The organism is Bacillus sp. LH1 (assembly GCF_057924895.1).
This window is the reverse complement of record NZ_CM175007.1, coordinates 3,452,269-3,475,040: the sequence shown is the minus strand read 5'-3', so window position 1 is coordinate 3,475,040 and position 22,772 is coordinate 3,452,269. Positions and strand designations below refer to the sequence as shown.

General features: G+C 36.1%; 26 protein-coding genes. 23 read left to right on the top strand and 3 right to left on the bottom strand.

All coding sequences use genetic code 11. From position 1 onward, the window contains the following. The first annotated feature begins 2 nt into the window (after positions 1–2). The 16 genes from ACX9TM_RS17970 (at position 3) to ACX9TM_RS17895 (ending at position 12,542) form a co-directional block, all read left to right on the top strand. Positions 3–485 carry a helical membrane plugin domain-containing protein gene (locus tag ACX9TM_RS17970; RefSeq protein ID WP_000729897.1) on the top strand — a complete coding sequence of 161 codons (483 nt, stop codon included), beginning with the start codon at positions 3–5 and terminating at the stop codon, positions 483–485. A 115-nt stretch (positions 486–600) separates the two neighbouring features. After that, positions 601–945: a Na-translocating system protein MpsC family protein gene (locus ACX9TM_RS17965; protein ID WP_000039582.1), complete on the top strand. Its 345-nt coding sequence runs from the start codon at positions 601–603 to the stop codon at positions 943–945. Positions 946–961: 16 nt separating this feature from the next. Beyond that, positions 962–1,759: a formate dehydrogenase accessory sulfurtransferase FdhD gene (fdhD, locus tag ACX9TM_RS17960; protein WP_000802688.1), complete on the top strand. Its 798-nt coding sequence runs from the start codon at positions 962–964 to the stop codon at positions 1,757–1,759. Between the two features lie 16 nt (positions 1,760–1,775). Beyond that, the gene (gene moaA / locus ACX9TM_RS17955) at positions 1,776–2,792 is read left to right on the top strand and encodes a GTP 3',8-cyclase MoaA (protein ID WP_000844124.1); all 1,017 of its coding nucleotides are present in this window, start codon (positions 1,776–1,778) and stop codon (positions 2,790–2,792) included. Between the two features lie 191 nt (positions 2,793–2,983). Further along, the gene (locus ACX9TM_RS17950) at positions 2,984–3,763 is read left to right on the top strand and encodes a formate channel (RefSeq protein WP_000863998.1); all 780 of its coding nucleotides are present in this window, start codon (positions 2,984–2,986) and stop codon (positions 3,761–3,763) included. 24 nt (positions 3,764–3,787) lie between these two features. Further along, the gene (locus ACX9TM_RS17945; RefSeq protein WP_000785261.1) at positions 3,788–4,804 is read left to right on the top strand and encodes a molybdopterin-synthase adenylyltransferase MoeB; all 1,017 of its coding nucleotides are present in this window, start codon (positions 3,788–3,790) and stop codon (positions 4,802–4,804) included. Positions 4,805–4,821: 17 nt separating this feature from the next. Next, positions 4,822–6,129 (top strand): molybdopterin molybdotransferase MoeA, encoded by a 1,308-nt coding sequence (locus tag ACX9TM_RS17940; RefSeq protein WP_000442200.1) that lies wholly within the window; start codon positions 4,822–4,824, stop codon positions 6,127–6,129. Continuing rightward, positions 6,110–6,574, top strand: coding sequence for a molybdopterin synthase catalytic subunit MoaE (gene moaE, locus ACX9TM_RS17935; protein ID WP_000531881.1), 465 nt, complete (start codon positions 6,110–6,112; stop codon positions 6,572–6,574). Before ACX9TM_RS17940 ends, moaE begins: the two co-directional genes overlap by 20 nt. A 4-nt stretch (positions 6,575–6,578) precedes the next feature. Then, positions 6,579–6,815, top strand: coding sequence for a molybdopterin converting factor subunit 1 (gene moaD, locus ACX9TM_RS17930; RefSeq protein ID WP_000628500.1), 237 nt, complete (start codon positions 6,579–6,581; stop codon positions 6,813–6,815). 72 nt (positions 6,816–6,887) lie between these two features. Continuing rightward, entirely contained in the window at positions 6,888–7,937 is a 1,050-nt protein-coding gene (locus ACX9TM_RS17925) for a P-loop NTPase (protein ID WP_000957508.1), read from the top strand. Positions 7,938–7,952: 15 nt separating this feature from the next. Further along, positions 7,953–8,177 carry a hypothetical protein gene (locus ACX9TM_RS17920; RefSeq protein ID WP_000752375.1) on the top strand — a complete coding sequence of 75 codons (225 nt, stop codon included), beginning with the start codon at positions 7,953–7,955 and terminating at the stop codon, positions 8,175–8,177. 42 nt (positions 8,178–8,219) lie between these two features. Further along, positions 8,220–8,618: a hypothetical protein gene (locus tag ACX9TM_RS17915; RefSeq protein ID WP_000367297.1), complete on the top strand. Its 399-nt coding sequence runs from the start codon at positions 8,220–8,222 to the stop codon at positions 8,616–8,618. A 183-nt stretch (positions 8,619–8,801) separates the two neighbouring features. Further along, positions 8,802–9,050, top strand: coding sequence for a DUF1294 domain-containing protein (locus ACX9TM_RS17910; protein WP_000871349.1), 249 nt, complete (start codon positions 8,802–8,804; stop codon positions 9,048–9,050). Positions 9,051–9,142: 92 nt separating this feature from the next. Continuing rightward, entirely contained in the window at positions 9,143–10,084 is a 942-nt protein-coding gene (gene rarD, locus ACX9TM_RS17905; protein ID WP_000535539.1) for an EamA family transporter RarD, read from the top strand. Positions 10,085–10,163: 79 nt separating this feature from the next. Further along, positions 10,164–10,589: a divergent PAP2 family protein gene (locus ACX9TM_RS17900; RefSeq protein WP_000447820.1), complete on the top strand. Its 426-nt coding sequence runs from the start codon at positions 10,164–10,166 to the stop codon at positions 10,587–10,589. A gap of 99 nt (positions 10,590–10,688) precedes the next feature. Continuing rightward, a complete protein-coding gene (locus ACX9TM_RS17895) occupies positions 10,689–12,542 on the top strand; it encodes a terpene cyclase/mutase family protein (RefSeq protein ID WP_000928147.1) in 1,854 nt (617 codons plus the stop codon). Positions 12,543–12,615: 73 nt separating this feature from the next. On the opposite strand, the gene ACX9TM_RS17890 is transcribed toward ACX9TM_RS17895, so the two are convergent. After that, complete coding sequence (locus tag ACX9TM_RS17890) at positions 12,616–12,765, bottom strand: YfhD family protein (protein ID WP_001035815.1); 150 nt, start codon at positions 12,763–12,765, stop codon at positions 12,616–12,618. Between the two features lie 132 nt (positions 12,766–12,897). Between ACX9TM_RS17890 and fabG the strand changes: the two genes are divergently transcribed. Continuing rightward, complete coding sequence (fabG, locus tag ACX9TM_RS17885) at positions 12,898–13,638, top strand: 3-oxoacyl-ACP reductase FabG (RefSeq protein ID WP_000395038.1); 741 nt, start codon at positions 12,898–12,900, stop codon at positions 13,636–13,638. 50 nt (positions 13,639–13,688) lie between these two features. On the opposite strand, the gene dhaS is transcribed toward fabG, so the two are convergent. After that, on the bottom strand, positions 13,689–15,173 hold the full coding sequence (dhaS, locus tag ACX9TM_RS17880) for an aldehyde dehydrogenase DhaS (RefSeq protein ID WP_000080281.1): 1,485 nt from the start codon (positions 15,171–15,173) through the stop codon (positions 13,689–13,691). Between the two features lie 273 nt (positions 15,174–15,446). On the opposite strand from dhaS, the gene ACX9TM_RS17875 reads away from it, so the two are divergent. The 6 genes from ACX9TM_RS17875 to ACX9TM_RS17850 all read left to right on the top strand — a co-directional run bounded on the left by ACX9TM_RS17875 (position 15,447) and on the right by ACX9TM_RS17850 (position 21,955). Continuing rightward, positions 15,447–15,725: a YhdT family protein gene (locus ACX9TM_RS17875; RefSeq protein WP_000656239.1), complete on the top strand. Its 279-nt coding sequence runs from the start codon at positions 15,447–15,449 to the stop codon at positions 15,723–15,725. Between the two features lie 3 nt (positions 15,726–15,728). Next, positions 15,729–17,162 (top strand): sodium/pantothenate symporter, encoded by a 1,434-nt coding sequence (panF, locus tag ACX9TM_RS17870; RefSeq protein ID WP_065211552.1) that lies wholly within the window; start codon positions 15,729–15,731, stop codon positions 17,160–17,162. 123 nt (positions 17,163–17,285) lie between these two features. Beyond that, the gene (locus ACX9TM_RS17865; protein WP_065211553.1) at positions 17,286–18,218 is read left to right on the top strand and encodes a nucleoside hydrolase; all 933 of its coding nucleotides are present in this window, start codon (positions 17,286–17,288) and stop codon (positions 18,216–18,218) included. Positions 18,219–18,335: 117 nt separating this feature from the next. After that, positions 18,336–19,445, top strand: coding sequence for a serine hydrolase (locus tag ACX9TM_RS17860; RefSeq protein ID WP_063220821.1), 1,110 nt, complete (start codon positions 18,336–18,338; stop codon positions 19,443–19,445). 101 nt (positions 19,446–19,546) lie between these two features. Then, positions 19,547–21,055 (top strand): argininosuccinate lyase, encoded by a 1,509-nt coding sequence (gene argH / locus ACX9TM_RS17855; protein WP_063220822.1) that lies wholly within the window; start codon positions 19,547–19,549, stop codon positions 21,053–21,055. Between the two features lie 66 nt (positions 21,056–21,121). Further along, the gene (locus ACX9TM_RS17850; RefSeq protein ID WP_000615373.1) at positions 21,122–21,955 is read left to right on the top strand and encodes a GNAT family N-acetyltransferase; all 834 of its coding nucleotides are present in this window, start codon (positions 21,122–21,124) and stop codon (positions 21,953–21,955) included. 35 nt (positions 21,956–21,990) lie between these two features. Here the strand turns inward: ACX9TM_RS17850 and ACX9TM_RS17845 are convergent, their stop codons facing one another. Next, positions 21,991–22,740, bottom strand: coding sequence for a (S)-benzoin forming benzil reductase (locus ACX9TM_RS17845; protein WP_033695963.1), 750 nt, complete (start codon positions 22,738–22,740; stop codon positions 21,991–21,993). Positions 22,741–22,772: the final 32 nt, after the last annotated feature.

The window sequence follows — 22,772 nt, the reverse complement described above, 5'->3', positions numbered from 1 at the left end:
CTATGGCTGCACCTATAAAAATGATTCAAAAACAAGAATTAACTGAGGAAGAAATAAAACAGCAAAAGTTAGATGATTTAAAAGAGCTTCTAACTAATAATGAAGAAGCTCTAAATCAGATGTTTAATATAGTAGGGGAATTAAATGACATTGGAATGCTAGAAGCTGCAAATTCAATGCTAAAAGCGAAAGAACCAATTGCGAAAATTGTTCTAGGTCAAGTAACTCGTGAGCCTGTTACAAATTTAATTAATAATATGATGGGCGCTGCAGGTGCGTTAACTGAACTTGACCCAGAACTTACGAAAAAGCTTATAGGTAGTTTATTAGTCGGGCTAGAAGAAGGTAATGAACATCTAGAAAGTAATAAAAAAGTAGGGGTATTCGATCTTATGAAAGTATTGAAAGACCCAGATATTAACCGTGCTATCGGGTTTGGGCTTCATTTTTTAAAAGGTATGGGGAAAGGGTTAAAAGACGAATAAACTTCATGAAGTGAACCTTTCCGCCCAAATATTTGTAGGAAATAGTTTGGGCGGAAGGCTCATTTTGGTAAAATATATAATAGAGTAAAATGAGGCTTTTGGGAGGTATAATTGTATGTCAAAAAAAGTACATGAATTTAATGATATGATACGAAAACTTCGAAAGGAACTTTTCGGAAAAGGACCAGAACGAATTCATACTGTTTTTGCGGAAAATATGGCTATAGCGACTCTTTATGGAAACTTAACACCTACTGAAAAATTTATTTCAAGTACGATGGACGGTGCGGAAATGGTTCATATGGCTAGAACGAAAATGATTCAAGAAGTGTATGCTGCGAATTCCCGTGAACATTTGGAGGAACTTGTTGGAGCGAAATTAGTGAATTTGTTTTCAGATATGAAAGTAGAAGAAGATATTGCAGTTTCTGTATTTGTTTTTGATAAAAATATAACGTGAGAGAAGGATACTGATCGTGAAACCGATACAGGTAGAAAGAGAAATCTTTCGTTATGAACAAGGAGCATTTAAACATATAGAGGACAGCATTGTAACAGAGTTTCCTGTCACCATTAAAATGAACGGACAGGAGTTTGTTACAATGGTTAGTACTCCAGAATATATAGAAGATATGGTAATAGGCTTCTTAGCGTCTGAAGGAATCATTCGGAAGTATGAAGACATTGATAGTGTATGGGTGCAGGAGAAAGAAGGATTTGTGCATGTAACAACGACAAAAGTAAATCCGTATTATGAACAAATGCAAAATAAACGCTATATTACGTCTTGTTGTGGTATGAGTAGGCAAGGGTTTGTTTTTGCAAATGATGCACTAAGTGCAAAAAAAATGAAGGGTGTCCATGTACAGGTTGCTGCCGATGATTGTTTTCGGTTAATGAAAGAAATGCAGCAATCTGCGGATACGTTTCATCGTACTGGTGGGGTTCATAATGCAGCTTTATGTGATGTTAATGGTATTATTTTAAGCCGAATGGATATTGGTAGGCATAATGCACTAGACAAAATTTACGGTTATTGTTTAAGAAACGATATTTCTATAAAAGATAAAATCATTGTTTTTAGTGGTCGTATTTCTTCGGAAATATTATTGAAAGTTGCAAAAATCGGTTGTGAAATTATACTATCAAAATCAGCTCCAACTGAGTTAGCTTTGCAACTAGCGGAAGATTTAGGTATTACGACAATAGGATTTATTCGTAATCACTCCTTAAATGTATATACCCATCCAGAACGTGTTTTAAATATAAAATAAAAGTGAGGCAATGAAGATGAAATCAGTTACATTAGACAAGTTGCAACGTCCGTTAAAGGATTTACGTATTTCAGTTACTGATCGCTGTAATTTTCGCTGCCGATATTGTATGCCAGAAGAAATATTTGGTCCTGATTACTCGTTTTTGTCTAATGATAAAATTTTATCTTTTGATGAAATTGAAAGGATAACACGTATTTTCGTTTCTTTAGGTGTGAGAAAATTACGGATTACAGGCGGAGAACCGTTACTTCGAAGAGGGCTTCCAAAGCTTATTGAGCGCCTTAATAAAATTGATGGTGTAGAAGATATCGGTTTAACAACCAATGGATCGTTACTTAAAAAGTTTGCTCCTGATTTATATAAGGCGGGACTATCACGTGTAACAGTTAGCTTAGATTCCTTAGAAGAAGAGCGGTTTTTCTATTTAAATGGTAATAGGAGCAAAGTGCAAAGGGTTCTGGAAGGAATACAGGCTGCAGCTGAAGTTGGAATGAAAATTAAAATAAACATGGTCGTTCAAAAGGGAAAAAACGAACAGGACATTTTGCAGATGGCGCAATATTTTAAGGAAAATAAGCATATTCTTCGTTTTATTGAGTATATGGATGTTGGAAATTATAATGGTTGGGATTTAAAAGAGGTCGTCTCTAAACAAGAAATAGTAGATACGATTCATCAAGTTATGCCGTTAGAACGGATAGAAGCAAATTATTCTGGTGAAGTGGCTACTAGGTATCGTTATATAGGAAGCGATGAGGAAATAGGTATTATTTCATCAGTAACAGATTCTTTTTGCTCATCATGTACGAGAGCTCGTATTTCTGCAGAAGGAAAATTATATACTTGCTTATTTGCTTCTAAAGGAAATGATTTAAGAGAATTGCTTCGTTCTGAACATACAGATGAGGACATTACAGATGTAGTACGCGATATATGGAATAATAGGGAAGATCGTTATTCAGATGAACGCTTAAATCATACAAATAAGAAAACAATACCTAAAATTGAAATGTCACATATCGGTGGTTAATATATAAAGCTAGCGTCATAGTGAAAAATGGAAAATTTACAAGAGTTGTGGATTTTCTATTTTATAGTAAAAGTGATGATTGATATCTCTGTAAAAGATGTGCAGAGAAATTAAGCAGCATTCAAAAACCTTTATTTTGAGGAGGTTTTTTGAAGCTGCTTTTTTATTTGGAGAAAATGGAGGAATGGGTAATGGCATTTCATAAGCCGGAACAAATTGCTGAGCTTGTCATTGAGGCCGGTGTTCAAAAAGTAAGACAGACATTGCCAGCGATGCTTATTCTCGGTTTTTTAGGAGGAGCGTTTATTGCGATAGGTTTTTTACTTAACATTCGAGTTTTAGGGAATTTACCTGAGCGCTGGGGAAGTCTAGTGAATGTTTTAGGAGGAGCAGTATTTCCTGTTGGACTCATGCTCGTAGTATTAGCAGGAGGAGAATTAATTACGGGAAATATGATGTCACTGTCTATGGCGCTTTATGCAAAGAAAATTACATTGATAAGTGTACTGAATAACTGGGTTTGGATTACTCTCATGAACTTTATTGGGGCAATTTTCGTTGCGTATTGCTTTGGACATCTTGGCGGATTAACAGAGGGAGAGTATTTAAATAAAACGGTAGCGATAGCGGAAGGGAAGTTACATGAATCATTTGGGAGAACTTTGATTTTAGCAATTGGTTGTAATTGGCTCGTTTGTCTTGCTCTTTGGCTCGCTTACGGGACGAGTGATTTTGTCGGGAAAATCATCGGAATTTGGATTCCAATTATGGCATTTGTAGTGATTGGATTTCAGCAAGTAGTAGCAAATATGTTTGTCATTTCCGCTGTTATTTTTGCTGGTCATCTAACGTGGATGGATCTGGCTAAAAATTTTGTTCCTGTTTTTATCGGAAATGTAATTGGAGGAGCTGGGTTTGTTGGTTTTGCTTACTTTGCTTGTTATCAGAAACAACATTCTAATATGAAATAGAGTTCTTGAGAGGAAGGGTATGTAATGGCTGATCGGTATTCACGACAACAGTTGTTCAAACCAATTGGGAGTAAAGGACAAGAAAAAATTCGAAATAAACATGTGTTAATTGTAGGGGCAGGCGCATTAGGAAGTGCAAGTGCCGAAAGTTTCGTACGTGCAGGTGTTGGTAAGTTGACGATTATCGATCGTGACTACGTTGAATGGAGTAATTTACAAAGGCAACAATTGTACTCTGAACAAGATGCGAGAGAGAAAATGCCGAAAGCAATTGCTGCAAAAAATCGGCTAGAACAAATTAATTCGGAAGTACAAATACATGCTTTCGTAATGGATGCAACTTCAGAAAATATGGAAGGTCTATTAAAAAATGTAGATGTAATCATTGATGCAACAGATAATTTTGATATTCGATTTGTAATAAATGATTTATCACAAAAACATAATATTCCGTGGGTATATGGTTCTTGCGTTGGATCATATGGTATGAGTTATATAATTATTCCGCAAGAGACACCGTGTTTACATTGTATGCTGAAAAATATCCCTGTTACAGGTGTGACGTGTGATACTGCTGGGATTATTAGCCCGACTGTTCAAATCGTCGCAGCATATCAAGTGGCAGAAGCGCTCAAAATTTTAGTGGAAGATTTCTCAGCAATTAGAAAAACATTTTTCATGTTTGATATATGGAGTAATCAAAATCATTTTATAAAATTAGGGAAAATAAAAACAGACGCTTGTCTCTCATGCGGTTTGAATCGAACTTATCCTTATTTATCATACGAAAATCAAACGAAAGCAGCTGTTTTATGCGGAAGAAATACAGTTCAAATTAGAACAGTAGACAATAGGAAATACAATTTTGATGATATAGAAAAAGTATTAAAAAAACTGGGAAAAGTAGATCGGAATCCGTATTTACTATCTTGCCAATCCGATGATTACCGCATCGTTTTTTTTCGGGATGGTCGTGTTTTTATTCATGGTACAAATGATATTTCGAAAGCGAAACAACTATATTATCGCGTATTCGGTTAATAGAGAGGGTGTCAACAATGGAAAGAAGAGTGCCAATTACGGTTGAAGAAGCTGTTCGTAAAGTGATGGGATTTGCTGATAAGGGCTTAAAGGAGCTATTACCAATTGAATTAGCTTATGGACGTATATTAGCAGAGGATTTAGTAGCTGACCATGATGTACCGTCATTTAATCGTTCGCCGTATGACGGATTTGCTATTCGAGCAGAAGATACTAATTTAGCAAGTTATGAAACGCCAATTGTATTTGAAGTAGTGGGTGAAATTGGTGCAGGATCGCTATTCCATGAGAAAGTAGGTCCATTTCAAGCAGTTCGAATTATGACAGGAGCACAAATTCCGAATGGATGTGATGCGGTTGTTATGTTAGAGCTGACTCGTCAATATGAGAAGAATGGCAACAATTATATGGAAGTGAAGCGATCATTCAAAACGGGCGACAATATTTCTTTTCAAGGTGAAGATGCTCGTAAAGGAACAGTTCTTGCAAAGAAGGGATCGTACATTAATCCAGGTATTTCAGCTCTTCTTGCTACATTCGGTTATAGTGAAGTACCAGTTGCGAGAAAGCCTGTAATTGGATTGTTAGCGACTGGGAGTGAATTACTGGATGTCAATGATTCATTACAGCCAGGGAAAATCCGAAACAGTAATACGTACATGATATTGTCTCAAATTCGAAGAGCGGGCGGAAGAGTAAAATATTTTGGGAAGTTTAGTGATGATTTTAATACGTGTTTTACAGCTGTGAAAGAAGCGCTTGGCCAAGTAGATATGTTAATTACAACGGGCGGTGTATCAGTAGGAGATTATGATTATTTACCAGCTATTTACGAAAAGTTAGGTGCATCTGTTCTTTTTAATAAAGTTGCAATGCGACCAGGAAGTGTTACGACTGTAGCACAATTAAATGGCAAGTTATTATTTGGTTTATCAGGGAATCCATCAGCTTGTTACGTAGGGTTTGAATTATTCGTAAGACCGTGTATTCGGACGTATATGTTTAGTGAAAAAGTACATTTAAAAAGAGAAAAAGCGTTATTAGGAGAAGATTTTCTAAAACCGAATCCATTTACAAGATTTGTACGAGCAAAATTGCAATATGATGAGGGGAAATTAATCGCTTATCCATCAGGGTTTGATAAATCTAGCTCAGTTTCTTCATTGGCAGAATCCAACGCGTTTATCGTATTGCCGGGCGGGACAAGAGGATATAAAAAAGATATGTTTGTCGATGTTCTTTTATTAGAAGATAACGAAGGTAGTGAATGGCCTTGGACATTTCATAAAGTGAGAGGTGGTTTTAATGGGACAAGTGCTATTTGAGATTGTAGATAAACCGATTTTAGTTGAAGAAGTAACGAATAAAGTCGCAAGAAGGGAAGCAGGTGCGATTACAACATTTATTGGTACGGTGAGAGAATTAACAAAAGGAAAACGAACGCTACATTTAGAGTATGAAGCATATAAACCGATGGCAGTAAAACAACTTATGAGAATTGGTGAAGAAATTAGTGAAAGATGGCTGGATGCAAAAGTAGCAATTACGCACCGTGTAGGGCGGCTAGAAATAATGGATATTGCGGTAGTCATTGCAGTTTCATCACCGCATCGTAAAGTAGCTTATGAAGCGAATGAGTACGCGATTGAACGTATAAAACGAATCGTTCCAATTTGGAAAAAAGAATTTTGGGAAGATGGAACGATGTGGGTTGGAGATCAACTTGAAAACACACCTTATCCAGAAGGAAAACCAAAGAAGGAAGAATGAGAAAATGATTACAATTTTACTGTTTGCAAATTTGCGTGAGGAAGTTGGATCGGATCGATTAGTAATTTCAGAAAAGCAAGAAATGACAGTGCAGCAATTAAAAGAATGGCTCAAAGCCAGCTATTGTTTACAATCGCTGGATAAAGTGATGGTGGCTGTTAATGAAGAGTTTGTAATGAATGAAGAGATGATAAAAGCCGGAGATATAGTCGCATTAATCCCACCCGTTAGCGGGGGATAATAAGCTTTTTCACCAGATGAAGTGCCAAGAAAATGTTGTATATAAATTAGAATAAGAGAAGGGATGAGTTCTATGCTTACTCAAGAACAAATAATGAATGCATTAAAACATGTAGAGGATCCAGAGTTACACAAAAGTGTTGTAGAATTAAATATGGTTAGAAATATACAAATGAACGGAACAGAGGTTAAACTTGAAGTAGTACTAACAATCCAAGGTTGTCCGTTAAAAGCAAAAATTCAACAAGATATTGAAGAATCGCTTCACGCAATTGGTGCCTCTAAAGTGGAGGTAACATTTGGTTCTATGACACAAGAAGAACGTGCAGCTTTAACAGAGAAGTTAAAGCGAAATACTAGAACAGAAACTGGTATGCCGAGCATGCTTCGCCCGGATTCAGGAGTACGTTTTATTACTGTAACGAGCGGAAAAGGCGGAGTTGGAAAATCAACGGTGACAATTAATCTTGCAACTGCACTAGCTCGTATGGGCAAAAAAGTGGGGATATTAGATGCAGATATATATGGTTTTAGTATTCCAGCTATGATGGAAACGAATAAGAAACCAACGATGATTGATCAAACGGCAATTCCAGTCATTAGTCACGGTGTTAAAATCATGTCGATGGGATTCTTTACAGAAGGAAATAACCCAGTGATGTGGCGCGGACCGATGCTAAATAAATGGATTCAAAATTTCCTTGCGAATACGCACTGGGGAGAATTAGATTATTTATTACTTGATTTACCACCAGGTACAGGAGATGTTGCGATTGATGTTGCAGCGATGATTCCGCAAGCGAAAGAAATAATTGTTACAACTCCGCACAATATAGCTTCATTCGTTGCTTCAAGAGTTGGTGTAATGGCAAAACATACGAAGCATGAGATTTTAGGTATTGTGGAAAATATGGCTTATTATGAAGAACAAGATGGATCGAAAAATTATCTCTTCGGAAAAGGCGGCGGCGAAATGCTTGCAGAACAATTGCAAACAGAAGTAATTGCCAAAATACCTTTTGCGAAACGTGAAGAAAATAATGGTTCATCTGTATATGATGAAGATTCTCTTGTTGGAGAAGTGTTTACATCGTTAGCTGAGGATATTATTTATAGAGGATAGAGGGGGAAGTTTAGTATGGCATGTAACATTGATCATTCTATTGAAGATGTGATGAATAAGCTTGAAAGTCAAAAGAATTTTTTACCTGAAGGGATCTTTAAAGAGTTAAAGAGTTTTTTGCAAGGTATTCATTCACAGAAATTATTAAATGATGTTTTTCACCTCCTAAAAAAGTATGATTTAGTCAGTGAGGAAGAACGAGAGACGAGAAACGCACAATTGTTGTACATTTTGAATTAAGTACTCTTTGGCTTTAGAATTTTTTCAGAAGGGGTGAATGTGATGGATATGAAAAAGATGATTGAAACGATAGAAGTAACTAGAGTGACTGACGAGGAATTATCGATTTCGAATTTACATCCAAAGCTTGTGAAGTTGTATAGTCAAAAAGATAGTGCAGAGTATACGAAGCTATTAAAATATATTTTATCATTATCCGTACAGCTGAAGCTGAATCTTGTATTGAAATATTTTGGTGTACGTCCCATTGTTGCTGCAGACGAGCGTATGCAATTTCAAGAGATATTTAAATGCTTAGCTAAGAAAGATGAGAATGGGGAATGGTTTCTAAATTTTGTTTCTTTATATGTAGGGCTAATTGTAGTTCTTCGTTTTGATGAGAAAGTGATTGAGAGCAATTTTTTTGATGATATGGTAGTGGATGAATGTAATGAAATATAAGATTCTACTCATAACATTTTTCTATATTAAATGCTTTAACTGCGATTTTAGTTGGTTATGTAAATATGAAGGTAACTAATTAAGAAAAAGGAATGAAACTAGTTGGATAAAAAGAGTTCTTCAGTTGTTTCCGTCGTTTTTTCGTGTTACTATTAATCGAATTTTTCATAAGGAGAGAAAGCGATGAAATGGATTTATTTTCTTATTATTAACGTTATAGCTTTTAGCCTTATGGGGCTTGATAAACGAAAAGCAAAGAAGAAACAGTGGAGAACGCCAGAAAGTACGTTGTTTTTATCGGCGGCAGCTGGAGGAGCAGTTGGAGCTTGGATCGGCATGTATATGTTTCATCATAAAACTCATAAAAAGAAATTTGTTTTCGGCATACCGTTACTTGTTGTAATAACGGTATGTTTATTATTCGTTGTATGAGAAATGTCGAAAGAAATGCAGATTGATTATTGGTAAAGTGAGCATGTGAGACCGTATAATGGAGAAAAAATGAGAAGAGGAGAAAAAGGAAGATGGGGAGTCAATCAGCAGAGCAAAAAAAAGGGATACTATACGCGGCTGGTGCTTACACGATGTGGGGAATCCTACCGATTTATTGGAAATGGGTTGAGGAAGTTCCAGCAGATGAAATATTAGCACACCGCATCGTTTGGGCATTTGTTTTTATGTTACTCGTATTAGGTGTTACGAAGAGGTTTCGTCAGTTTATTGGGGAATTTGTGAATCTTTTTAAACGACCTAAATTATTAATGTCATTAACAATAGCTTCAGTCTTGATTAGCGGAAACTGGTTTGTTTACATATGGGCCGTTAATCATAATCATGTTATTGAAGCGAGTCTTGGCTATTATATTAATCCGCTTATTAGTATTTTACTTGGTACAGTCGTTTTAAAGGAAAAGTTAAACTTCTGGCAATATGTTGCAGTTGGTTTAGCTGGAGTGGGGGTTATCATTTTAACAGTGCGTTTCGGATCTATTCCGTGGGTTTCTCTTTCACTTGCCTTTTCATTTGGATTATACGGATTAACGAAAAAACTGTTAAACTATGATGCTACAATTGGACTTACGATGGAAACGATGTTAGTGACACCGCTTGCAATCATTTACCTTGTTATGACAGGCGCCCATGGTTTCGGCTCATTTGGATCTATTTCAATGTTATCGACATTACTATTAATAGGAGCAGGTATTGTTACAGCTCTACCACTTTTTTATTTTGCAAAAGGAGCCCAACTTATTCCGCTTTATATGGTAGGTTTTTTACAATATATTGCACCAACAATTAGCTTAATTTTAGGTGTATTCGTATTTGGTGAACATTTCACATCTACTCATATGATTGCATTTTTCTGTATATGGGTTGCATTATTTGTATTCTCGGTAGCGAAGACTAAGTTTTTAGTGCAGAAACAACCGAAATTTATAAAAAATAAATCAGCAAAAGTATCATAATGCGTAGTATTTTCTACGCATTTTTCTTTATACTTATATTATATAGAATTTCCATTATAGTCAGTAAGGAGCTGAGAACATGGAAACAATTTTACATAATGATCCGCTTATGGCAGCTGTAATTTCATGGTTTTTAGCACAATTAACGAAAGTAGTCTTCAAATTAGTTAAAACAGGTGAATTTGATTTTGCAAAGTTTTTTGCTTCAGGTGGGATGCCAAGTTCTCATGCTTCAACAGTTACAGCGCTTGCTACAGGAGTTGGAGTAGTGGAAGGTGTGGAAAGCTCGATGTTTGCGGTTGCTACAATTTTTGCCATTATTGTTATGTATGATGCTTCAGGAGTAAGGCTTGCAGTAAGTAAACAAGCAAAAATATTGAATGACTTTTTTCACGGTAGAGAAACAGAATATAAGAAGTTAAATGAACTTGTTGGGCATACACCGTATGAAGTAGTAGTCGGTGCTTTATTAGGGATTATTGTCGGAGTAGGGTATTGTTTATGAGCAGAACATTTTATATGTTCTGCTTTTCTTTGTTTTTATACATATTCAGCTACCTTTTTGAATATCGTTATACGGATTTCGAAAGGGTGGGTGAGCAACTTGTTATTATATGAAAAAGTGCATGAAGAAATAGCGAGAAGAACAACTGCACTTCAAACAATGCAACGGCAAGATGGTACGTGGCGGTTTTGTTTTGAAGGAGCGCCACTAACAGATTGTCATATGATTTTTTTATTAAAATTATTAGGTAAAGATAAAGAGATAGAACCGTTTGTAAAAAGATTAGCATCACTCCAAACAAATGAAGGAACATGGAAATTGTATGAAGATGAAGTGGGTGGTAATTTATCTGCTACAATTCAATCTTATGCTGCCTTACTTGCATCGAAAAAATATACAAAAGAAGATGTGAATATGAAGCGAGCGGAAATGTTTATAAATGAGCGCGGTGGGGTAGCGCGTGCTCATTTTATGACGAAGTTTTTATTAGCGATTCATGGAGAATATGAATATCCTTCTCTCTTTCATTTGCCAACACCAATTATGTTTCTGCAGAATGATTCCCCTCTCAGTATTTTTGAACTGAGTAGCTCAGCACGTATTCATTTAATTCCGATGATGTTGTGTTTAAATAAAAGATTTCGAGTAGGGAAAAAGTTATTGCCAAATTTAAATCACATTGCAGGCGGGGGCGGAGAATGGTTTCGGGAGGATCGGTCTCCAGTTTTTCAAACGTTAGTAAGTGACGTGAAGAAAATTATAACGTATCCACTTTCTTTGCATCATAAAGGATATGAGGAAGTAGAACGTTTTATGAAAGAGCGTATTGATGAAAATGGAACATTATATAGCTACGCAACTGCCTCGTTTTATATGATTTATGCTTTACTTGCATTAGGACATTCTATTCAATCACCAATTATTCAAAAAGCTATAACGGGAATCACATCTTATATATGGAAGATGGAGAGAGGGAGCCATTTGCAAAACTCTCCATCAACTGTATGGGATACAGCTTTACTCAGTTATGCTTTGCAAGAAGCTCAAGTTCCGAAAGCAAGTAAAGTGATTCACAATGCATCAGCATATTTACTAAGAAAACAGCAAACGAAGAAAGTAGATTGGAGTGTACATGCACCGGATCTCTTCCCGGGTGGTTGGGGCTTTTCGGATGTGAATACGACGATTCCAGATATTGATGATACAACTGCTGCGTTAAGAGCATTGGCGCGAAGTAGAGGGAACGAAAATGTAGACACTGCTTGGAAGCGAGCGGTTAATTGGGTTAAAGGATTGCAAAATAATGATGGTGGTTGGGGGGCTTTTGAAAAGGGGGTAACGAGCCGTATATTAGCAAATTTACCAATCGAAAATGCAAGTGATATGATTACAGATCCTTCTACACCAGATATTACAGGAAGAGTATTAGAATTTTTCGGAACGTATACGCAAAATGAATTGCCCGAGAAACAAAAACAAAGTGCGATAAATTGGTTAATGAATGTACAAGAGGAAAATGGATCGTGGTATGGGAAATGGGGAATTTGTTATATATATGGTACATGGGCAGTGTTGACTGGTTTACGGTCACTAGGAATACCATCTAGCGATCCATCAGTGAAACGAGCAGCTTTATGGCTTGAACATATACAGCATGAAGATGGTGGCTGGGGAGAATCTTGCCAAAGTAGCGTGGAAAAAAGATTTGTTACTTTGCCATTTAGTACACCATCCCAAACAGCATGGGCGTTAGATGCCCTCATTTCTTACTATGATAAAGAAACGCCAGTCATTCGAAAAGGTATTTCATATTTGCTCTCCAACTCTTATATAAATGAAAAATATCCTACTGGAACAGGTTTACCAGGTGGGTTTTATATTCGTTATCATAGTTATGCTCATATATATCCATTGCTTACTTTGGCTCATTATGCAAAAAAATATAGAAAATAAACCGAGAGATGTCTCTCGGTTTATTTTGTTGGGTAGTAGGTCCCTTTTGAAAAGAATAAGGTTGTGATGTACCTTATTTTTCGGTTGATTGGCGCTTTTGACGTGCATCAGCGGCATTTGCACGTGCATTTGCTTCTAAGTCGTTGTGGTCAGCGAGTTCGCGAGAGAACTCAACATCAATGCCATCAGTTGCTTTGCTTTGTTTGAAATTCTTTTTGTTCATTCGACACAATCTCCTTGCGTTTATGCGACGTTGCAAAGTTAGTTTGACACAAATAGACTTTTTTATACAAAGAGGAATTGGAAAGCAAGGAGCCGAAATATACAGTATAAGTAATAGAAATGGGGGATAGGAATGGAGTTTTTAAATGGGAAAACAGCTGTTGTAACAGGAGCTGCACAGGGAATTGGAAAAGAGATTGCAAGGGTTTATGCAAAACTAGGGGCGAAAGTATTAATTAGCGATGTAAATGAAGAAAATCTACAAAAAACGACACGTGAATTATCAGATGAAGGATATGAAGTGTGCTCATATCGATGTGATGTGAGTAATCAAAATGAAGCAAAGTCGTTAATTGAATATGCGGTTCAAAAATTTGGTACATTACATATTTTGGTGAATAATGCTGGAATTACAAGAGACGCAATGTTACATAAAATGGAGAAGTCTGCTTGGGAACAAGTATTACAAGTGAACTTAACTGGAGTTTTTTATTGTATGCAACCCGCGCTTCTTTACATGAGACAACAAGGGTATGGACGCATTATTAATATATCTTCAATTAGTAGAGAAGGAAACATAGGTCAAGCAAATTATGCGGCTACAAAGGCAGGAGTTGTAGGATTAACGAAAACAGCAGCGAAAGAAGTTGGAAGTTTCGGTATTACTTGTAATGCGATTTGTCCGGGGTTTATGGATACAGATATGACCAAAACGATACCAGATAAAGTGAAAGAAAAGATGGTTGGCGCTATTCCAGTTGGTAGAATTGGAACGCCAGAAGATATTGCGAACGCAGCAGCCTTTTTAGCATCAGAATACGCATCTTATATTACAGGTGAAGTATTAAATGTGAGCGGAGGACTGCAAGTTTAAAGGAATACATAATGAAAAGAACCTGACCAGGTAGGTCAGGTTCTTTCTCATTAATTTAAGTTAAGCCAAACGCTCTTTACTTCTGTATAGTTATTTAATGCGTAAGATCCCATTTCACGGCCAAGACCAGATTGTTTAAATCCTCCAAATGGAGATGCTGCATCAAAGACGTTATAGCAGTTTACCCATACTGTACCTGCACGTACTTTACTTGCAACATAGTGTGCTGTTTTAACATTTTCTGTCCACACACCAGCCGCTAAGCCGAATTGTGATTTATTTGCACGTTCAATTACTTCGTCAATATCGTTAAACGGTATTGCAGAAATAACTGGACCGAAAATTTCTTCTTTTGCGATCGTCATTTCATCATTTACGTCAGCGAATACTGTAGGAGAAACGAAGTAGCCTTGATCGAATGGATTACTTCCTCCGCAAAGTACTTCAGCGCCTTCTTCAATCCCTTTTTCAATGTAGCCCATTACACGTTTTTGTTGTTCTTCGGAAACGAGAGGGCCAATTGTTGTTTCAGGGTTAAGACCGACACCTTGATTTAGTTTTTTAGAATAGAGGACGAGATCAGCCATGACATTATCATACATTTTCTTCGGAACAAATAAGCGTGATCCAGCAGAGCATACTTGTCCTTGGTTAAACATAACACCAGAAAGTGCACCAGGAATCGCGCGAGATAAATCAGCATCTGGCAATATGATATTTGGTGATTTACCGCCTAATTCAAGTGTAACGCGTTTTAATGTTTCGGATGCTTGTCGCATAATTTGTTTACCGACAGGAGTAGAACCGGTAAATGCAATTTTATCAACGAGTGGATGATTAACGAGAGCTTGTCCAGCTGATTCACCGAATCCAGGTACGATATTAATAACACCTTTCGGGAATCCAGCTTCTTCAATTAATTCAGCTAAGTATAGAGCAGATAGTGGAGTTTGTTCTGCAGGTTTTAAAACGATTGTACATCCTGTAGCAAGCGCTGCTCCCATTTTCCACATTGCCATAAGAAGCGGGAAGTTCCAAGGGATAATTTGACCAACGACACCAACAGCTTCATGGCGTGTATAGTTAAAGTAATCACCGGAAACAGGAATTGTTTGACCAACGATTTTCGTAGCCCATCCAGCGTAATAGCGCATATGCTCAATTGCAAGTGGTATGTCTGCTGCCATGGTTTCACGGATTGGCTTTCCGTTATCTAATGTTTCGAGCTGTGCAAGCTCTTCTTTATGTTCTTCCATTAAATCAGCTAACTTGTACATGAGACGGCTTCGCTCAGCGGTGCTCATACGAGACCAAGGACCTTCGTCAAAAGCCATACGAGCTGCGACTACAGCTTTATGAATATCTTCGCGACCAGCTTCAGAAACGACGGCAAGTGTTTCACCAGTTGCTGGGTTAGGTGTTTTAAATGTTTTACCGGAAGCGCTTTCAATGAAAGATCCATTCACATATAACTTTTTTGTACCTTGAAGAAATTTCTCTACCTTTTCATGAAGATTTACAGCTAGTTGACTCATTGTATAACCCCCTTGAAAATATAATGTAAACGCAGTACGAGACGGCGCTTATTCCGAAATCAAGGATGTGGAAACTAGATGGAAAGCCTCTAATTAAAATCATAATTAATAAATACTGAAAATTCAAATTTCATTTGTGTTACAATTGTAAAAAATATGTAATGTAAGAGAATCTTCTATATGATTATAAAAAATCCTGCTTGTTTTTGCTTTCTAGTAGGAAAAACTAGAAGAACAATGGTACAATAATACATCGTGAGAGGAGGGGTAAAAATGAAAGATTATCATGATGATCCACGCTTTCGAATAGCCCATAGAGAAGCGTTAATTGGTCTTGGACTTGCTATTATTAATTTTATAATATGGTACGGATTTGCTTATGGGCTTGGTAGTAAAAATCCGAATGAATATACATATGTATTAGGTTTTCCCGCATGGTTTTTTTATAGCTGTATCGTTGGATTTATCGTTATGGTTATTTTACTTAGTTTAGTTGTTCGTTTTGTATTTCAAGATATTTCACTCGATGAGGAAGAAAAAAGTGAGGAATAATAGATGAATTGGTATGTAATCATTCCAATGATAATTTCGTTTATCGTTGTATTTTTAATTGGTGTATATGCTTCAAGACGTGTGCAAGCAACTGCTCATAATAAATTTTTACAAGAATATTTTCTTGGTGGGCGTGAGCTAGGCGGTTTATTATTAGCGATGACAATGATTGCTACGTACGGTAGTGCAAGTAGCTTTATTGGTGGCCCTGGTATTGCTTACAATATGGGTCTTGGATGGGTACTGTTATCTGCGATTCAAGTTGTAACAGGCTATATCGTTTTAACCGTTATCGGTAAAAAGTTTGCAATTATCGCTAGGAAGATGGAAGCAATTACTCTTATCGATTATTTAAAAGGGAGATACAATAATAAAGCAGTTGTTATACTTTCTGCGTTATGTATTATTATCTTTTTATTTTCAGCGACAGTAGCCCAGTGGGTCGGTGGTGGACGATTAATCGAGTCACTAACTGGTCTATCGTATACAACAGCACTATTTTTATTTACTTTTTCTGTACTTGTGTACGTATTAATTGGTGGATTTCGTGCAGTTGCTCTATCAGATACATTATTAGGAATCATTATGTTAGTTGGAACGACAATCATTTTAATTGCTACTGTCATTGCTGGTGGTGGAATTGAAAAGATTATGCAGGAACTTGTTCAAATTAATCCAAAGTTAATTACACCATTCGGAGCAGATGGCAGTTTAACGAAATCATATGTTACATCATTTTGGATTTTAATTGGAATTGGCGTTGTCGGCTTACCGCAAATTAGCGTGCGTGCCATGTCTTATAAAAATTCAAAAGCGATGCATCAAGCTTTAATAATTGGAACCGTTGTCGTTGGCACAATTATGATCGGTATGCATTTAACTGGTGTATTTGCAAGAGTAGTACTTCCAGGTATAACGGTACCAGATAAAGTAATGCCGCTACTTGCGATGGAAGTGTTACCTCCTTGGTTAGCTGGAGTTTTCTTAGCTGCACCGATGGCAGCGATTATGTCTACAGTAAACTCTTTATTATTACTTGTAAGCTCGTCAATTATTAAAGATATATATGTAAATTACATAAATAAAGATGCAGCAGACAGTACGATAAAAAAAGGAAGTTTGTGGATTACTGGTATTGTAGGACTACTCGTTTATGCAACGGCGATTAAACCACCAGATTTTTTAATATGGCTAAATTTATTTTCTTTCGGTGGATTAGAAGCAGCATTCATTTGGCCAATCGTATTAGGGTTATATTGGAGGAAAGGAAATGCTACAGGAGCGCTTGCGTCTATTTTAGTTGGGGTAGGCTCATATATGTGTATTCATCTTTTCTATCCAAATCCGTTCGGTATACATACAGTTGTCTTCCCGATTTGTTTTGCGTTTATCGCTTATGTTATTGGAAGTATGAGTGCTGTAAAAAAAACAGTATAGGTTAGCTGAAGAACGTAGTCCTTATAAGACTGCGTTTTTTCGTATGAATTTGTTCTTTTTTTATTCTGTATATCCACGGTTATTCATAAATTAATAACAACTGAGGGGATGGAGTTGAGGTCGATGAAAAAAGTGTTATTTTTAGGAGACCCAGGAATTGATGACTCTTTAGCAATTATGTATGGATTGTTGCATCCTGATATTGATATTGTTGGTGTAGTAACGGGATATGGAAATGTAACACAAGAAAAGGCGACAAGTAATGCCGCATATTTATTGCAAATGGCAGGACGGGAAGATATACCTGTTATTAATGGTGCGAAAATTCCTTTATCCGGAGATATTACGACGTATTATCCAGAAATTCATGGGACAGACGGTTTAGGGCCAATTAAACCTCCAAAAACTTTTTTACCAAATATAAAGCCTTTTTGTACATTTTTTGATCTTCTTGAAAAATATAAAGGAGAATTAATAATAGTCGATGCTGGTAGATCAACAACATTAGCGACAGCATTTATTTTAGAAAAGCCGATGATGAAGTATGTGAAAGAATATTATATAATGGGCGGTGCTTTCTTAATGCCTGGCAATGTAACACCAGTCGCAGAGGCGAATTTTCATGGTGATCCCATTGCGTCACAATTAGTTATGCAAAATGCCAAAAATGTGACATTAGTGCCACTTAACGTTACATCTGAAGCAATTATTACACCGGAAATGGTAAAATATATTACGAAACACTCTAAAACGAGTTTTAATAAGTTAATCGAGCCGATATTTACGTACTATTATAAAGCTTATAGAAAGTTAAATCCGAAAATAAAGGGAAGTCCAGTACATGACGTCGTTACAATGATGGTTGCGGCAAATCCATCCCTTTTAGATTATGTATATCGTCGTGTCGATGTAGATACAGCTGGAATTGCAAAAGGAGAGAGTATTGCTGATTTTCGGCCTCAACCTGATGCAAAAGCATTAAAAAATTGGGTGCGAATTGGTTGGTCGTTACATTATAAAAAGTTTCTTGAGGATTTTGTGAAATTTATGACGTAGACATAATAGGAGCATACAAGTTAAAATAATGGAGATGGTTATGTAAATAACCATCTCCATTATTTTGTTTTTAAATGATAAATAGAGAAGAGTTACACAATAGGAGAGGAATTTTACTTGAAAAAAACTATAGTATGCGCAGTAATTGTGGGTATTTTTGTTTTGCTAATATCGGGTAACTTTTTAGTGAAAAAAGTGTGGAGTTCAAATAATGATGATGCACAGTATATTGCATCTTTTATTGAAGAACATAAAGATGAAAAAAATAGTGCGCTTCTAGTAAAGAGAAATGATAAAGTTGTTTATTCTGTAAACCCAAATGTTGTATTGCCAGTTGCTAGTACGATGAAATTAATTGTGGCGCTTGAATATACGAAACAAGTTACTGATGGGAAAATTGATTCTTCTAGTTTCGTGTCGATTAATGATGTGAATCGCTATTATGTGCCGAATACAGATGGTGGTGCACAAGATAGATGGCAAAAGTATTTGGAGAAGACGGGCAAGATAACTGAAGGAGCGGTTTCTTTAGAAGAAGTGGCAAAAGGAATGGTTAAGTTTAGTTCGAATGCAAATGCTGAATACTTAATGGAATTGTTAGGATTAGATAACATCAATCGAAATTTACAAAGTTTATCACTTCCTGCACATCAACCACTATTTCCAATCGTCTCATCTTTGTATATCCCGGGATATTTGCATAAAGAATTACATGTTCCAAAATATAAAATAGAGAAAAAGTTAAAAGAAATGTCTCAAGAGCAATATCGTGAATATGCGATGATTATTCATGAACGCTTAAAGAAGAAGGGACCATTATTACAGAAGGAAATTCCGCTTTATTTAGAGGAACGTTACGACAAAATTTGGTCAGATAGATTACCAGCAGCTTCTGCAAATGATTATATGGTATTACTTCAAAAGGCAAACCATAAAGGTGGCTTGACAGAAGCTGAAGAAAAAGTGTGGGCAAATATCGTTGAAACAGACATGAGTGCCAAGAAATACCGTAAAACATTTAGACATGCTGGGCAAAAGAATGGTTATACACCATGGACGGTTACAAAAGCAGTTTACGCTATGGATAAACGTGGAAACTGTACGGAGATTGTGTTTTTGGCGAATAATTTAAATGAAGACGATAGTGCAGAAATACGGAAACATTTAGCAAACTTACATTTCCAAGTGTTGCAAAGTGATAAGTATGATGCGACTTTTATTAAATAAACTCGGTGCAGAGAGCACCGAGTTTATTTTTATGTACAGGCACTTTTTTTCTATCAATGGGTATGATGGGTAGTAATACTTAGGTGAGAGGGGAAAAGGTGATGAAACAGAGTAAGGAAGAGTTTATAAAGAGTGAAGGCGCTGATTTCCCTGGAAAAACATATGTGGATTGTGTATTACAACATGTATTTGATTTTCAACGAAATTACTTATTGAAAGATATGTTTCAAGTGCATAAAGCACATATTACGATGCTGACTGAAGAAAGTTTAATAAAAATAGAAGAAGCTAAAGTTATATTAAACGCACTTAGAAAAGTAGAGCGAATACCAAAAGATAAATTGGTATATACAGAGCAGCATGAAGACCTCTTTTTTTTAATCGAACATTTAATTTCTCAAGAAGCGAAATGCGATTTTGTAAGTAATATGCATATTGGTAGAAGTAGAAATGATATGGGTGTAACGATGTATCGCATGAGTTTAAGGCGGTATATATTACGATTAATGGAACATTATTTGCTATTGCAAGAAAGTGTACTGCAACTTGCTGATGATCATAAGGAAACGATCATGCCAGCTTATACACATACACAACCGGCACAGCCAACAACATTTGGTCATTATACGTTAGCAATTTATGATACGATGCAAAGAGATTTAGAACGAATGAAAAAAACGTACCAGCTTTTAAATCAGTCTCCAATGGGGGCGGCTGCACTCTCTACAACAAGTTTCCCGATTAAACGAGAACGAGTTGCTCATCTACTTGGATTTACAACTGTAATTGAGAACTCATATGATGCTGTTGCCGGAGCGGATTATTTATTAGAAGTTAGCTCGCTACTTATGGTAATGATGACGAATACGAGTAGATGGATTCATGACTTTTTGTTGTTAGCAACGAAAGAATATGACGGTATTACTGTTGCAAAGCCATATGTACAAATTAGTAGTATTATGCCGCAAAAACGAAATCCGGTTTCAATTGAACACGCTCGTGCAATTACGAGTAGTGCTTTAGGAGAAGCATTTACAGTATTTCAAATGATTCATAATACACCATTTGGTGATATTGTCGATACGGAAGATGACTTGCAGCCATATTTATATAAAGGGATTGAAAAGGCGATTCGTGTTTTTTGTATGATGAATGCAGTGATCCTAACGATGAAAGTAGAAGAAGAAACGTTAAAAAGTCGTTCCTATAAACATGCAATAACGATAACGGATTTCGCTGATGTTTTAACGAAAAATTATGAAATTCCATTTCGGCATGCTCATCATGCAGCAAGTGTTATTGCAAATATGTCATTGGAGCAGAAAAAAGAACTACATGAATTACACTTCAAAGATGTAAATATGTATTTGCAAGAACATTTTAAAATAAATTTATTAGAAAAAGAGTGGAAAGAAATTATATCGCCAGAAGCTTTTATTCAAAAAAGAAATGTATACGGTGGACCGAGTAAAAAAGAAATGAAGCGTATGATTAAAAATCGAAAAGAGTCCTTTCGAAAAGAAGAAGATGTATTTGAAAAGGAAAAACAGAGAATTTTACAAGCTGAAAATGCCTTGAATACATTAGCTTTGAATATTATTGAATCGTAAAAGAGGGATTTAATGAATTAATCGCCAATACTTAATTAAAATATAAATAGAGAGAAGAGATTGTCGATGATTCAATTACATGTATATGAAGAGATTTTTCATTTTAAAGAAGATGTTACACCATTTCTAGAAAAGAATGAGCAGGAAAACAATCTCATATTAGGTGTATTACAAATGGTTCAAGAACCGATATTTATGGGGATAGCGAAACAAGGAGAAGACATTGCGGTTGTATTTCTGCAAACAGAAGAGAAGAAACAAATCATTGTTGCAACTTCTGAAATTTCGGGAGTAGCTATTGAGGAACTTGCAAAAGAGTTAACGAAAGTATATCCGGATATTCCTGGATTGATCGGTAATAAGAAAATTGTACAGAAATTAGCGGAAGAGATTGCGGTATTAGAAAATAAGAAAATGAATGTTGCAATGGAGCAAGGTGTGTATGAGTTGAACAGAGTAAAGAAGAAGTGTAATGCGAATGGACTTTTTCGAGCGGTAAATAATGATGAATTACCATTAATAGAACAGTGGATATATCAATTTTGTGAAGATGTAAAGCTTCCTACTACGAAAGAAGAAGCAAAACAAACTGCATATACATTAATAACTACAAATCGACTGTTTGGTTTGGAAGTGGATGGGAAACTCGTTTCTGTAGCTGCAAAAACGAGACCAACTAAAAATAATATAACAGTTAATTTTGTATATACGCCGAAAGAAGCAAGGAAAAAGGGATACGCATCTAAGTGTGTAGCGGCACTTAGTCAACGTATGTTAGATGAAGGGTACAAGACGACTACGTTATATACTGATTTAGCGAATCCGACATCGAATAAAATTTATCAAGAAATTGGTTATGAGCAAATTGCGGAGTCTGTGCTTATATTTTTAGAGAAGTAGAACAAAAAGGCGTGCTATTTTAGCACGCCTTTTTGTTATTCATCAATTCTAATAACCTCGCCTTGAGGGAAGTTTTCAGTTTCTAGTAAGTTACGAATAGCTTTCGCAACGTATTCAGGTGATAATAGCTTTCCTTCTTCTTTTAATGCGATGAATCGATCTAAATTTGTGAAGTCTTCTTTATTTGTTTCCCGAATTTGTGCTTGCATATTTGTATCAACGACACCAGGTGCAAAAGCGACGATTTTTACTGGATATTCTTTTTCTGCTTCTTCGGTTGCTACGCACTGTGTAAACATATTTACACCAGCTTTCGTCGTACAATAAGCGCCCCATCCGAAATAAGGATTTTTTCCTGCGCCAGATGAAATATTTATAACGCGTTTATCTACTTTCCAGTCTTTTGTATGTTTCATGAAAGTAGATGTAAGAATCATTGGAGCAAGTAAATTAATGTGAACGTTTGTAATGAATTGTTCGCTTTCTGCTTTTTCAATTGGTTTCATAGGTGCAACTGTACCCGCATTATTAATTAAATGAATAGAGGATATATTGTCTTTTTTAATAGATGAAATGATCTCTTTAAAGTTAGTTTCTAAGTTATGTACATCTTGAAGATCTAGGGAATGAAAAATGCAATTGCTGTTATATTGCTCTGCAAGTTTCGTAAGCTCTTTATTTTCTCTTCTAGAAATAGAGATGACAGTTGTATTTTTTTCTAATAATTGCGTAGCGATTGCCTCACCTAAACCTTGTGAAGTTCCTGTTATGATAACGTAGCGCATAGTTTTATAAACCCCTCTCATATGTGCGGAAT

Coding starts and splice junctions, on each gene's coding strand:
- ACX9TM_RS17970 (WP_000729897.1), top strand. CDS start 3: ATGGCTGCACCTATAAAAATGATTCAAAAACAAGAATTAACTGAGGAA.
- ACX9TM_RS17965 (WP_000039582.1), top strand. CDS start 601: ATGTCAAAAAAAGTACATGAATTTAATGATATGATACGAAAACTTCGA.
- moaA (WP_000844124.1), top strand. CDS start 1,776: ATGAAATCAGTTACATTAGACAAGTTGCAACGTCCGTTAAAGGATTTA.
- ACX9TM_RS17950 (WP_000863998.1), top strand. CDS start 2,984: ATGGCATTTCATAAGCCGGAACAAATTGCTGAGCTTGTCATTGAGGCC.
- ACX9TM_RS17945 (WP_000785261.1), top strand. CDS start 3,788: ATGGCTGATCGGTATTCACGACAACAGTTGTTCAAACCAATTGGGAGT.
- ACX9TM_RS17940 (WP_000442200.1), top strand. CDS start 4,822: ATGGAAAGAAGAGTGCCAATTACGGTTGAAGAAGCTGTTCGTAAAGTG.
- moaE (WP_000531881.1), top strand. CDS start 6,110: ATGGGACAAGTGCTATTTGAGATTGTAGATAAACCGATTTTAGTTGAA.
- moaD (WP_000628500.1), top strand. CDS start 6,579: ATGATTACAATTTTACTGTTTGCAAATTTGCGTGAGGAAGTTGGATCG.
- ACX9TM_RS17925 (WP_000957508.1), top strand. CDS start 6,888: ATGCTTACTCAAGAACAAATAATGAATGCATTAAAACATGTAGAGGAT.
- ACX9TM_RS17920 (WP_000752375.1), top strand. CDS start 7,953: ATGGCATGTAACATTGATCATTCTATTGAAGATGTGATGAATAAGCTT.
- ACX9TM_RS17915 (WP_000367297.1), top strand. CDS start 8,220: ATGGATATGAAAAAGATGATTGAAACGATAGAAGTAACTAGAGTGACT.
- ACX9TM_RS17910 (WP_000871349.1), top strand. CDS start 8,802: ATGAAATGGATTTATTTTCTTATTATTAACGTTATAGCTTTTAGCCTT.
- rarD (WP_000535539.1), top strand. CDS start 9,143: ATGGGGAGTCAATCAGCAGAGCAAAAAAAAGGGATACTATACGCGGCT.
- ACX9TM_RS17900 (WP_000447820.1), top strand. CDS start 10,164: ATGGAAACAATTTTACATAATGATCCGCTTATGGCAGCTGTAATTTCA.
- ACX9TM_RS17890 (WP_001035815.1), bottom strand. CDS start 12,765: ATGAACAAAAAGAATTTCAAACAAAGCAAAGCAACTGATGGCATTGAT.
- fabG (WP_000395038.1), top strand. CDS start 12,898: ATGGAGTTTTTAAATGGGAAAACAGCTGTTGTAACAGGAGCTGCACAG.
- dhaS (WP_000080281.1), bottom strand. CDS start 15,173: ATGAGTCAACTAGCTGTAAATCTTCATGAAAAGGTAGAGAAATTTCTT.
- ACX9TM_RS17875 (WP_000656239.1), top strand. CDS start 15,447: ATGAAAGATTATCATGATGATCCACGCTTTCGAATAGCCCATAGAGAA.
- panF (WP_065211552.1), top strand. CDS start 15,729: ATGAATTGGTATGTAATCATTCCAATGATAATTTCGTTTATCGTTGTA.
- ACX9TM_RS17865 (WP_065211553.1), top strand. CDS start 17,286: ATGAAAAAAGTGTTATTTTTAGGAGACCCAGGAATTGATGACTCTTTA.
- argH (WP_063220822.1), top strand. CDS start 19,547: ATGAAACAGAGTAAGGAAGAGTTTATAAAGAGTGAAGGCGCTGATTTC.
- ACX9TM_RS17850 (WP_000615373.1), top strand. CDS start 21,122: ATGATTCAATTACATGTATATGAAGAGATTTTTCATTTTAAAGAAGAT.
- ACX9TM_RS17845 (WP_033695963.1), bottom strand. CDS start 22,740: ATGCGCTACGTTATCATAACAGGAACTTCACAAGGTTTAGGTGAGGCA.